Genomic DNA, 12,119 nt, shown 5'->3' on the forward strand with positions numbered 1-12,119 from the left:
CTACAGAAGTGCAATAAAAAAGTAGAGAGCAATATTAAATAATTGCTCTCTTACACAGGCTGGCATAAAGCCGCCTAAAACACAAAAGTATTAAAAAAATTAAAACTTCTATTTGGTAATTAACACAGAATCTGATAGCTATCAGGCCCCGGCCCTTCAAAATTTCTTCAAAACTCCTGCGTACTTTTGCGGGGGATGAAAATTTTAATTGTCGAAGATAATAGTGCTTTGTCGGCCAGCGTAAGGGATTACCTGGAGGCAGAGCATTTTATTTGCACCTGTGCGTTTGGGGTAGATGAGGCAAGGGAAAAATTATCCGTATTCACCTACGACTTTATCCTGCTGGATATTATGCTTCCGGATGGCGACGGGCTGGAAGTGCTCCGGTTTATAAAAACGGAGAAGATCGTCAGCCATGTGCTGATCATATCGGCCCGCGATGCACTGGATGATAAAATAAACGGGCTGGAAGGTGGCGCAGATGATTATATTACCAAGCCCTTTCACCTTCCGGAACTGCATGCGCGGTTGCGTGCGATGTACCGCCGGAACAGTCTCCAGGGCAGTCATATTGTTACGGCTAACGAAATAGAACTGAATACCAATACCATTGAAGCAAGGGTCAATTCCTTCCTGCTGGATATTACCCCCAAAGAATTTGATCTCCTGCTGTATTTTATCGTGAACAAGGACCGGGTGCTTTCCCGCCAGGCCATCGCTACCCATTTGTGGGGGGATTATACCGATAATCTTGCGAACTTTGATTTTATTTACCAGCACATCAAGAACCTTCGTAAAAAGATTGCGGCGGCGAATGGTAATGATTATATCGAAACCGTATACGGTTTGGGTTACCGTTTTAAACTCTGACACATGAAGCTGATCAATAAGATATCCCTTTGGTTCCTTTGCATTATCCTGGTCATTACCCCGGTTACAATGATCATTTCCCGGGCAGGCATCAAACGCAAAATGATCGAGTTTGAGGAGAAGCGCCTGTTGTCGGTAAATGAGCGGATCTACAGCCTGCTGAAAGAAGGAAAACCGGTTGATGATTTTATCCGGGACCGGGAAATTGAAATTGCTGTTATTAAAGGCCCGGTTCCCAAAGAAAATCCGCAGGTGGTCCGGCGGGTGGATAATGTAGAAGGCATGAGTGAAAAGGAGCTGGCGCTTTTTGTAACCAGCTACCGGCAGGTGAATGGCGTTACTTACAAGGTTACTTCGCACAATTATTTTATTAACCCCAGTGAATTTTTCAGCAGCATGTTTATTACCCTGCTGTGGAAAATGTTGCTGTTGGGCATTGCGGTGCTGATATCTGCGCGGATCCTGTCCCGGATCCTGTTCAAGCCGTTTAAAAACACGATGGAGGCCATCCGGAATTTTAATATACGTCAGAAACAAAAGCTGCAGCTTGAGCGCTCATCCACCAAAGAATTCAATGAGCTCAATTGTTTTATAGAAACCATGACCAATAAGGCGATGGAGGAATATGCCACGGCGCGGGAGTTCAGCGAAAATGCATCACATGAGCTGCAGACACCATTGGCCGTGCTGCGTACAAAAACGGAACTGTTGACCCAAACACCGCTAAACAGTCAGCAGGCAGACCTGATCGAGCATATGCAGATGGAAATCAGCAAGCTTTCCAATATTACAAAATCGCTGGTATTGCTGGCCCGGATGGAGAACCATGAGTTCAATACCCGCGAAAAGATACGATTCTGCCGGATCGCGAAAAACGTGATTGAAACCTATGCTTATTGGGCCGATCTAAAAAATATCACGGTTACGCAGAACACCGACAGCCAGGTGTTTATACAGATACATCCCACGCTGGCCGATATTTTGGTAGCCAACCTGATGCGCAATGCCATCCGGTACAATGAAGAAAACGGATCGGTTCATGTAGAGCTGACCACAGATTATTTCCGGATCAGCAATACCGGAACTCCGGTAACCATTCCGCATAAGGACCTGTTCCGGCGGTTCAAAAAAGGCAGTCAAAAAAATGAAGGCGTCGGGCTGGGGCTGGCGATCGTAAAACAGATCTGTGAAGTTTGTAATTTCCGGGTCTCTTATGCTTATGTAGAGAGCCGGCATATTTTCTGTGTTTACTTTAACGAAAATTATTTATCCGAAATCGATGTAATTCCCTCCAATGCCAGCTTTCAGCGGGTGGTCTTTGCCGAGGCCTGAGCAAGATTTTGTAAGCCGGTGGTCATTTTTATTTCAGCTTCAAAATTGCTTCAAAAAGATCCAGTTGATTTGCGCATTGTTTCCAATCAAACAGCGCAATAACAATGCACAAAAGATCGCTTTTAGTACTGTTTGCAGTGCTTCTTTCCAACATAACAGACGCCCAGTCGCCGCTTTCGCTGAAAGATGCGATCCGGATCGCAACGGAAAATTATCCTTCTATAAAGGCAAAGACGGCCTATGCCAAGGCATCCGAACAATTGATTGCAGCCGCCCGTAAAGAGCAGCTGCCTAATGTGAACCTGGGTGTGCAGCAGGATTATGGTACCATCAACGGAACCAATGGCCCGCTCTATGGTTTTGGTGGTTTGGCCGCCGCTTCGTCCGGACCGGCACTGACTGGTCAAAACTGGAATGCGGCTTTTGGAGCATTGTATCTTACCAATGTAAACTGGGAGTTTTTTGCATTTGGAAAATACCGGGAAAAGGTTAAGGTGGCGCAGCAGGTATGGCAACGCGATACAAAGGACCTGGCGCAGGAATTGTTTGAACATAAAATAAAAGTGGCCGCCGCTTATCTTACCCTGGTAGCCAGCCACCAGATTACCCGGTCGTATGAAAAAAACCTAAACCGGGCTGATTCCATCCGCAGGTTTGTAATCGCCCGTGTAAAAAGCGGATTGATCGCCGGCGTGGATTCATCATTGGCCAATGCGGAATATTCCAGTGCGCAGATCCTGCTGACCAATGCGGGGGACAGGGAACAGGAACAAAAAAATATACTGGCGCAACTGATCGGTTCAGAAGACACCAGCTTTACTATTGATACCATATTTGTTTCGAGGATTCCCGGTAGTTATACCGATACCCTGAATCCGGAGCCACAGCACCCGGTACTGGACTATTACAAAAGCCGGATAGCGGTCAGCGATCAGCAGTCGCATTATATTAAAACGCAATACTATCCCGCATTTTCACTGGTTGGGGTATGGCAATCCCGGGCATCGGGTTTTGGTAGTGATTATGTGACGGATCAAACCCATTTTTCATCGGATTACTTTAAGGGAATCAACCCGAACCGTTCCAACTACCTCGTTGGAGTGGGCGTTACCTGGAACATTATTCAGCCGGTACGCTTGTCTAAACAGGTAAACGCGCAGCGGATGATCAGCCAGGCCCTGCAGGAAGAATATAACGCGGCCGCGTTGCAGCTAAAAACACAATTGCGTACTGCAGACAACAAAATGAACAATGCACTTTCCAATTACAAAGAAGCGCCGGTGCAGGTAAAGGCTGCCAGTGATGCTTACCACCAGAAATCAGTGCTGTATAAAAACGGGCTCACCAATATGGTGGATGTGATGCAGGCCGGCTACACGTTGATACGGGCGGAAACCGACCGGGACATTGCCAATAATAATGTATGGCAGGCGCTTTTACTAAAAGCTGCGGCTTTGGGTGATTTTGAAATATTTGACGGACAGTTATAAACCCGAATGGATAAGGACCAATAAAAAGCAGGGATCGTTATGAATTTGATACGTTTTGCATTAAGAAAGCCGATTACCATCCTGGTAATGGTGGCAGCGCTTTTCTTTTTCGGAATTAAGGCCGTAACTACCATAAAGGTAGATATCTTCCCCAAGCTGGATCTGCCGGTGATTTACCTTTCGCATCCGTTTGGAGGCTATACCGCGCAGCAAATGGAGGCGTATTTTGGAAAACAATACATCAATATCCTGTTGTACGTAAACGGGGTAAAAAGTATTGAGACAAAAAATATCCAGAGCCTTACACTGATCAAGATCAATTTTTACCCCGGTACCAATATGGCACAGGCTGCGGCGGAGGTCAGCGCCTTCTCTAACCGGATCCAGGCGATCTTCCCCCAGGGTTCTAACCCGCCGTTTATCATCCGGTTTGATGTGTCTACATTGCCGGTGGGGCAGCTGGTACTGAGCAGTGATAAGCGTAGTAATAATGAATTGCTCGATCTGGCCAACGTGTATGTGCGCTCTTCGTTTACGTCCATCCCCGGCCTGGTAGGCTCCACACCCTTTGGAGGTAACGTACGTACGGTGGTGATCAAGGCCAACCCCGAACTGCTGCGGGCGCATAATATGACGGCGGATCAGCTGGTGGCGGCACTCCGGGTCAACAACCTTTCTGCTCCTGCGGGCAACGTGCGCATACATGATAAGAACTATGTAACGCCTGCCAATACCACGTTAAAGGAAATAAAAGACTTTGAAAATATTCCGTTGTTTACCGGCACGGGTGCTGCGAATTTGTATTTGCGCGATGTGGCTACGGTAGAAGATGGAGCAGACGTGAGTACCAGCTATGCGCTGATCAATGGCAAGCGTTCCGTATATGTAGATATTGCCAAAGCTGCGGATGCTTCTACCTGGGAGGTGGTGCAGAACCTGAAAAAAGCCCTGCCCAAAATTCAGTCCCAACTGCCGGAAGATGTAAAACTCAGCTACGAGTTCGACCAGTCTACCTATGTAATGAACTCGGTAAAGAGTTTGTTGAGTGAAGGGGTGATCGGTGCCATATTAACGGGTTTGATGGTCATGCTTTTCCTGGGTGACCTGCGGGGTGCACTCATTGTAATTCTGACGATACCCACCTCTATTATCACGGGTGTACTCTTCCTGAGCCTGTTCGGGCAAACCATCAATATTATGACCTTGAGCGGGCTGGCGCTGGCCATCGGGATCCTGGTGGATGAAAGTACCGTAACGATCGAGAATATTCACCAGCACCTGGATATGGGCAAACCCAAGGCCCTCGCCATCTGGGATGCGTGTAAGGAGATCGCGTTTCCCAAGCTGCTGATCCTGTTCTGTATCCTCGCCGTGTTTGCACCCGCTTTTACGATGGGCGGTATTCCCGGTTCTTTATTCCTGCCCCTGGCGTTGGCCATCGGTTTTAGTATGATCGCCTCTTATTTCCTGGCCCAGACATTTGTACCGGTAATGGCTAACTGGATCATGAAGATCAAACATAAGAAAGGCAAGGATGGAAAGGAACTGAGTGAACAGGAGGTGTTTGAAAGTGCTGCTATTGCCGAGAACGAAGAAGATACCTGGTCGCAGAAGGAAATATTACTGCAAAACGCGGATAGTAACCGGGATGGGAACGTGAGCCGGTTTGAAAAATTCCGGATGCGGTACATGCGGTTTATCGACCGGATGATGCCTTACAGGAAATGGATCGTATCCTGTTATATCCTGGTGATCGGACTGATGGCTTTATTATTCCTGAATCAGATCGGCAGGGACGTATTGCCGAAAGTGAATGGTAAACAATTCCAGGTGCGGTTAAGAGAACCGGATGGAACACGTATTGAACGGACGGAGCTCAAAACCCTGGACCTGATCAATGCGGTAAATGAGATCGTGGGGAAAAAGAATATATCCATTACATCCTCCTTTGTGGGTGTGCATCCGCAATTGTTTTCCACGGCGCCCATTTTCCTTTGGATGGCCGGACCGCATGAAGCCGTGTTACAGGTAGCATTGAACGAAGATTACAAGGTAAACCTGGATGAACTGAAAGATAAGATCCGTAAGCGCGCCCGGGAGATTGCACCGGAAATGAAACTGTCGTTTGAACCTATTGAGCTGACCGATAAGATCCTGAGCCAGGGCTCGCCTACGCCTGTGGAAGTCCGTTTTTCCGGAAGGGATAAGAAGCTGAATGAAAAGTACGCCCTGATGATGGTAGAGCGTTTGAAAAAAATATCCTATTTAAGGGACGTGCAGCTGGGGCAATCGATCCGCTACCCGTCGCTGAATATCAATATCGACAGGCTGCGAGCGGCACAATTGGGTACAGATGTAAATGCCATTTCCCGCTCGCTGATCGCCTCTACCTCGTCTTCCCGTTTAACGGAAAAAAATATGTGGGTGGATCCTAAATCGAACCTGCCTTATAGCGTACAGGTGCAGATCCCTGAGAACGAAATGACCAGCCAGAACGCGATCGGTGAAATACCGCTTACGGCCAATAATGCACGACCACTGCTGGGGGATGTGGCCACCATTGAACCGGACGTTACTTATGGAGAGGCCGATAACCTGGGTTCCGTGCCTATGCTGACGGTTACGGCCAATCTTAACAATACAGACCTGGGCGCGGCTGCTAAAGATGTGCAGCAGGCCATCGACGGGCTGGGTAAGCTCCCGCGTGGTTTGAGCGTGAATCTGATCGGGCTCAGCGAAACGCTTACGGATACGCTGGACAGTTTACAGAGCGGGTTGATCGTTGCCATTGTGGTGATCTTCCTGATGCTGGCGGCCAATTTCCAGTCGTTCAAGGTTTCGCTGATCGTACTGGCTACTGTTCCGGCGGTATTGTTCGGGTCGATGGCCCTGCTGATGCTCTGCGGTTCTACGCTGAACCTGCAATCGTATATGGGCATGATCATGTCCGTAGGGGTATCTATTTCCAATGCGGTACTTTTGATCACCAATGCAGAGCAGATCCGGAAACATAACGGAAATGCGGTGAAGTCGGCCCGGGAGGCGGCAGCCCTGCGTATACGTCCCATCCTGATGACGGCATTGGCGATGGTAGTGGGTATGATTCCCATGGCATCGGGGCTGGGTGAAGCAGGGGACCAGTCTTCACCGCTGGGACGCGCTGTGATCGGTGGATTGATCGCTTCTACGGTTGCGGCTTTATTTATCCTGCCGCTGGCTTTTGCCTGGGGACAGGGCAAGGCAAAAACAGCAAGTGTATCCCTGGATCCGGAAGATGCGGAAAGTGTACACTACATACCGAATTTACACCACCATTAAACTGGATTTGTTTATATTAATTATACGGAATTATGATAAAGACCATAAAAATAATACTGGCTGGTGTTGCAACTGCTGCTATGGGTTTGCAAAGCTGCAGTTCAACCAGTGCGGGTGAAGAAAAGGCCCCGGAAAAACAAGCTGAAGTACAAGCCTTCCTGCTTACGGAAGGGGCGCTGTCGGATACCTTGTCGATTCCCGGAGAACTGGTTGCCTTTCAGCACGTGGATCTGTTTGCAAAGGTGAGCAGTTTTGTAAAAAAATTGTATGTGGATGTGGGGAGTGAAGTGCGTGCGGGGCAATTGCTGGCGGTAATGGAAGCTCCGGAACTGAATGCCCAAAGTGAGGGGGCTCAATCACGGATGCAATCGCAGGAAGCGGTTTACCTGGCCAGCAAGGCTACCTATGACCGGTTGCTGGAAACCAGTAAAACGCCGGGGACCATTTCTCAGAATGACCTGGACGTGGCACGGGCGCGCCAGCAATCCGACTATGCCCAGTACCAGGCGGCAAAAGCGGCATTAAAAGAAGTGCACGATAATCGCAATTACCTGGAAATACGGGCGCCTTTCTCCGGGGTTATTACAGCGCGTAATGTAAGCGCCGGTGCCTATGTAGGGCCGGGGGCCGGATCCGTACCGATGTTTACCCTGCAGGAGCAAAAGAAATTGCGCCTGGTTGTAAATCTTCCGGAAAGCAATGCCGGTGTGCTGGATCAAAATGGTGCCGTGCGGTTTACGGTAAAATCATTGCCGGGTCAGCAGTTTACAGCAAAAACCTCCCGGGTATCGGGCGCATTGGATAACCGGCTGCGGGCACAGCATGTAGAAATGGATGTATTGAATGCCGATAAGAAATTATTGCCGGGAATGATACCGGAAGTTCAAATCCCGTTGCAGGCCGGTAAGGAGGCTTCTTTTGTAATACCCGGTAGTGCCTTGCTGAATTCGAGCCAGGGGATCTATGTGATCAAAGTGGTGAGCGGGAAAACCGTTTGGGTTCCGGTACAGACCGGGGTGCAAACGGCCGGAAAAGTTGCTGTATACGGCGATCTGCATACCAATGATACGCTGATCACCCGGGTTACGGAAGAAGTGCGCAATGGTGCCCCGGTGGATGGTAAAGTTACCTTGCAGTAGCAGCGCTATTGTACGGAGAGGATCAGGTAATCGCATTCACCGAGGTGGATTTCGTCGCCTTTTCTTTTTCCTTCAAGATTGGCGTATGCCGGGGCATCTGTAGTGATTCCTGCAATCTTTTTACCGTTTACCTCCAAAGGAGGAAGGGCTACTCCAACCAGGAAAAAGTATTCCGTCGTTTCCACCAGCGCACCGGGGCCTGCATCCCCGCGCGACAGCTCCCGGTATCTTTTTACGGTTGCAATGGTGCCGGCCGCCGTTTCTTCCGGTTGCTGCAGCAAATTGTAAATATCCGTGGCCTGGTCCCGCTGGGAAAGCGCATCCAGGTCGGCGGTGGCTTCCGTATCAATAACCGCGTTGCTTTCCTGTGTATCGATCTCCTGTTTCACACCCGCCGTGTCCTTTTCAAGTGCCTTTAAAATGGCATCAAGAATCTCTTTTTTCATTGTTTTCCTGTTTCCTTAAAGTTACGCATATTTATGCGGTTTTGAAAGGGGGCGCATCTGCCGGAATGCGTATCCGGATAGTCGCCTCTTTTGCCGGCTGGCGCGGTAAATGCCTGCTTTCTCTGATCCTGGTATTTAAATGGCTGATTGAAGATGACGGTACATACCGGGTTTAGGATGTGCCGGAGGACTTTCAGGCCAAACCGCCCAATTCCGTACCTTCGCGGGAACAAAAAATTATACTATGTCTGAAGTATGGAAAAAATACCAGGAGGAACATAAAGAGCGTTTTCTCAACGAGATGATGGATCTTTTGCGCATTCCTTCCATTAGCGCCAAGAGCGAGAACAAAGCGGATATGAAACAATGTGCGGAAGCCGTAAAGGCGGCGCTGCTGGCTTCGGGTTGTGATAAGGCAGAAGTGATGGAAACCTGTGGGCATCCGGCGGTTTACGGTGAAAAAATCATTGATCCTTCCAAACCAACGGTACTGGTGTATGGTCATTACGATGTACAGCCGGTAGAGCCGCTGGAGTTGTGGAATACCCCTCCTTTTGAACCTACGATCAAAGACGGTAAAGTGTTTGCGCGGGGCAGCGCCGATGATAAAGGGCAGTTCTACATGCATGTAAAAGCGCTGGAAACCATGGTAAAGACCGATACGATGGCTACCAATATAAAATTTATTATTGAAGGTGAAGAGGAAGTGGGATCGCCCAACCTGGGGGCCTTTGTGGCAGCGCATAAAGATTTGCTGAAAGCCGATGTGATCCTGATCAGCGATAGTTCGTTGCTGAGCATGGAAAACCCCTCCCTGGATACAGGGGTGCGCGGACTAAGCTATATTGAAGTAGAAGTGACGGCGGCAGCAAGGGACCTGCATAGTGGTACCTATGGCGGTGCTGTAGCCAACCCCGTTGTGATCCTTTCTAAAATGATCGCCAGTTGTCATGATGCGGACAATCATATCACCATTCCGGGTTTTTATGATGATGTGCAGGAAGTATCGGCTGCTGAACGGGAACTGATCAATAAAGCACCCTTTAACGAGCAGGAATATAAAGACGAGATCGGCATTAAAGAACTGTATGGAGAGAAGGGATTCACCACCTACGAGCGTACCGGTATCCGGCCAACCCTGGAGCTGAACGGCATCTGGGGTGGTTATACCGGGGAAGGTGCTAAAACGGTGTTGCCTGCAAAAGCTACGGCTAAGATCTCTGCAAGATTGGTGCCCAATCAATCCAGCGAAAAGATCACCAAACTGTTGCTGGATCATTTCCGGAAGATCGCTCCTTCCTGTGTGGATGTGAACGCGTTTGAACATCATGGTGGAGAACCTTATGGTACGCCTATCGATAGCAAGGGCTACCAGTCGGCTTCCAAAGCGCTGGAAACCACATTTGGTAAAACGCCCATCCCGGTAAAGGGCGGCGGCAGTATTCCAATTTGTTCGGTGTTGGAGCATGAACTGGGTATCAAGATTATCTTCATGGGCTTTGGCCTGGATAATGATGGCCTGCACAGCCCCAACGAAAAATACAATATCGAGAACTATTATAAAGGCATTGAAACCATTCCTTATTTTCATAAGTATTTTGGGGAATAAGCTAAATGGCCACGAATGCACGAATGACTTAAGCTGATTCGTGCATTTGTGGTATTCAATGTATTTAATGCTAACATACTATGAACATCGTTTACAAAGATGAAAGCTACCAGATCATCGGTGCCTGTATGGAGGTTCATAATAATTTAGGACCTGGTTTTTCCGAGATCGTGTATAAAGATGCGCTGGAATACGAATTTCAGCAAAGATCAATCCCTTATGAAAGGGAAAAAAATATCTTGTTCATTATAAAAACATCGTGCTGTCGCATAGCTTTTATGCTGATTTTATTGTGTATGATAAAATAATTCTTGAAATAAAGGGAGTGGCTGCACTCATAGATAAGCATTTGGAGCAATGTATTAACTATCTTAAAGTTTCTCAAAATCGGCTTGCATTGTTGGTGAACCTGGGTGAACTCCGATTGAATTATAAAAGAATCGTATTGTAAAAGGAATTATTTTTCTTTGTAAAAGAACAGATTCCAATCATTGCGTGGTTTCTAAAATGCTTAATAATAAATTCGTGCATTCGTGGCATTAAAAAAATGGAAAAGGAAAAATTACGTTTAGATAAATACCTCTGGTCCATCCGGCTTTTTAAAACAAGGAGGCTGGCTACCGATGCCTGCAACGACAATAAGGTGAAATACCAGGAGGAACCTGCCAAGCCGGGGAAGAACGTGCACCTGGGCGATGTATATGATGTACGTACCGAAGGCCGTAAGTGGGTTATAAAGGTTACGGGTCTGTTGCATACCCGTGTTAAGTACGAGGAGGCCATCAAACATTATATCGATCTGACTCCGGCAGAAGAACTGGAAAAGGCCAAGATCCAGGCAGCTTCATTTTTCAGTGGTAAGCGTTTGAGTAAGATCGGGCGTCCGACTAAAAAAGAGCGCAGGGACCTGGATGATTTTATGGATGGGGAAGAATAGACTTCGGCAACGAACGTTGAGCACTGCCGCCTATCCTGACAGAAAATAAAAAAGATTGTAACGAATCAGCTTGCCGGACTACTTACTGTATAAATTGGTTAAAAATGAAAAAAGCAACCCTTTTAGCAGTAGCAGTTATTTTATGTGTGAGTGCAATGGCTCAATTTAAAACAAAAAGAAACATTTCCCCGGTCACCAGCCTGCTTTGGGAAATTTCCGGAAATGGATTGGCAAAACCATCTTATGTACTGGGGACCATCCACGCTTTGTGCAAAAAAGATTTCCAGCTGAAACCAAAAGTGCTGAATGCCCTGAACGCTGTTACGGGTCTGTACCTGGAAGTGGATTTTACAGACCCCACGGAAAGAGTGGCGATGGGTAGGTTGATGCAGGGCGAAAAGACCATCAGCGGGCAACTGAGTCCACAGCAAACCGAAGCCATGAAGTCCGCATTGAAACTGTATAATCTTACCCTGGAGCAAGCAGATCATTTTACCATTGCCGGTTTGTATTCACTGTTTGCGTTAAAGGCGATCGATTGTCCGCAGGAAGCAATGAAAATGATGGAACTGGAGCTCATCAGCCTGGCGTTGAAAGACAAAAAAACAGTAAGGGGGCTGGAAAAAATAAGCGAACAGACGCATTACATCGAGCAGATCTATAATTGGGATGACTGTATCGATCTGCTGAAAAAAGGCGACCAATATAAAACCGCCAGTGTGGCCATGGTAACGGCGTACAAAAATGAGGACCTGGTGGCATTGGACCGCACATTGAAGAACCCGGCGTTTATGTCGGAGCGGGCTGAAGCGTTATTACTGACCAAACGGAACCATAACTGGGCCACCCAAATGCCAGGGATCATGCGTACCGAACCTGTTTTGTTCGCCGTGGGTGCGGGCCATCTTTGGGGAAATGCCGGGGTACTGGCGCAGCTCCGTGCGCAGGGCTACGATGTAAAACCGGTCTTGGATTAGA

9 protein-coding genes and 1 pseudogene are annotated in these 12,119 nt (G+C 48.0%); 9 read left to right on the forward strand and 1 reads right to left on the reverse strand.

The window, feature by feature from the left end:
• The first annotated feature begins 195 nt into the window (after positions 1-195).
• The 5 genes from Q1V85_RS00555 (at position 196) to Q1V85_RS00575 (ending at position 8,149) form a co-directional block, all read left to right on the forward strand.
• Positions 196-870 (forward strand): response regulator transcription factor, encoded by a 675-nt coding sequence (locus tag Q1V85_RS00555; protein ID WP_300596344.1) that lies wholly within the window; start codon positions 196-198, stop codon positions 868-870.
• A 3-nt stretch (positions 871-873) separates the two neighbouring features.
• Positions 874-2,202, forward strand: a complete 1,329-nt coding sequence (locus Q1V85_RS00560) for a HAMP domain-containing sensor histidine kinase (protein ID WP_300596346.1) — start codon at positions 874-876, stop codon at positions 2,200-2,202.
• 104 nt (positions 2,203-2,306) lie between these two features.
• Positions 2,307-3,692 carry a TolC family protein gene (locus Q1V85_RS00565; protein ID WP_300596348.1) on the forward strand — a complete coding sequence of 462 codons (1,386 nt, stop codon included), beginning with the start codon at positions 2,307-2,309 and terminating at the stop codon, positions 3,690-3,692.
• Between the two features lie 39 nt (positions 3,693-3,731).
• A complete protein-coding gene (locus tag Q1V85_RS00570) occupies positions 3,732-7,010 on the forward strand; it encodes an efflux RND transporter permease subunit (RefSeq protein WP_300596350.1) in 3,279 nt (1,092 codons plus the stop codon).
• A 32-nt stretch (positions 7,011-7,042) separates the two neighbouring features.
• Complete coding sequence (locus Q1V85_RS00575; RefSeq protein ID WP_300596352.1) at positions 7,043-8,149, forward strand: efflux RND transporter periplasmic adaptor subunit; 1,107 nt, start codon at positions 7,043-7,045, stop codon at positions 8,147-8,149.
• Positions 8,150-8,154: 5 nt separating this feature from the next.
• Here the strand turns inward: Q1V85_RS00575 and Q1V85_RS00580 are convergent, their stop codons facing one another.
• A complete protein-coding gene (locus Q1V85_RS00580; protein WP_300596354.1) occupies positions 8,155-8,595 on the reverse strand; it encodes a hypothetical protein in 441 nt (146 codons plus the stop codon).
• 244 nt (positions 8,596-8,839) lie between these two features.
• Here Q1V85_RS00580 and Q1V85_RS00585 point away from each other — a divergent pair, with 244 nt between their 5' ends.
• The 4 genes and pseudogenes from Q1V85_RS00585 to Q1V85_RS00600 all read left to right on the forward strand — a co-directional run bounded on the left by Q1V85_RS00585 (position 8,840) and on the right by Q1V85_RS00600 (position 12,118).
• Positions 8,840-10,204 carry a dipeptidase gene (locus Q1V85_RS00585; protein WP_300596356.1) on the forward strand — a complete coding sequence of 455 codons (1,365 nt, stop codon included), beginning with the start codon at positions 8,840-8,842 and terminating at the stop codon, positions 10,202-10,204.
• Between the two features lie 80 nt (positions 10,205-10,284).
• A pseudogene (locus tag Q1V85_RS00590) lies at positions 10,285-10,655 on the forward strand (GxxExxY protein).
• A gap of 96 nt (positions 10,656-10,751) precedes the next feature.
• A complete protein-coding gene (locus Q1V85_RS00595; protein ID WP_300596358.1) occupies positions 10,752-11,141 on the forward strand; it encodes an RNA-binding S4 domain-containing protein in 390 nt (129 codons plus the stop codon).
• A 104-nt stretch (positions 11,142-11,245) separates the two neighbouring features.
• Positions 11,246-12,118 (forward strand): TraB/GumN family protein, encoded by an 873-nt coding sequence (locus Q1V85_RS00600; RefSeq protein WP_300596360.1) that lies wholly within the window; start codon positions 11,246-11,248, stop codon positions 12,116-12,118.
• Position 12,119: the final 1 nt, after the last annotated feature.

It is taken from the genome of Niabella sp., assembly GCF_030150205.1.
Taxonomy (GTDB): Bacteria; Bacteroidota; Bacteroidia; order Chitinophagales; family Chitinophagaceae; genus Niabella.

Bases quoted from the DNA above. Each gene is read 5' to 3' on its own strand.
- Q1V85_RS00555 (WP_300596344.1), top strand. From the start codon at position 196: ATGAAAATTTTAATTGTCGAAGATAATAGTGCTTTGTCGGCCAGCGTA.
- Q1V85_RS00560 (WP_300596346.1), top strand. From the start codon at position 874: ATGAAGCTGATCAATAAGATATCCCTTTGGTTCCTTTGCATTATCCTG.
- Q1V85_RS00565 (WP_300596348.1), top strand. From the start codon at position 2,307: ATGCACAAAAGATCGCTTTTAGTACTGTTTGCAGTGCTTCTTTCCAAC.
- Q1V85_RS00570 (WP_300596350.1), top strand. From the start codon at position 3,732: ATGAATTTGATACGTTTTGCATTAAGAAAGCCGATTACCATCCTGGTA.
- Q1V85_RS00575 (WP_300596352.1), top strand. From the start codon at position 7,043: ATGATAAAGACCATAAAAATAATACTGGCTGGTGTTGCAACTGCTGCT.
- Q1V85_RS00580 (WP_300596354.1), bottom strand. From the start codon at position 8,595: ATGAAAAAAGAGATTCTTGATGCCATTTTAAAGGCACTTGAAAAGGAC.
- Q1V85_RS00585 (WP_300596356.1), top strand. From the start codon at position 8,840: ATGTCTGAAGTATGGAAAAAATACCAGGAGGAACATAAAGAGCGTTTT.
- Q1V85_RS00595 (WP_300596358.1), top strand. From the start codon at position 10,752: ATGGAAAAGGAAAAATTACGTTTAGATAAATACCTCTGGTCCATCCGG.
- Q1V85_RS00600 (WP_300596360.1), top strand. From the start codon at position 11,246: ATGAAAAAAGCAACCCTTTTAGCAGTAGCAGTTATTTTATGTGTGAGT.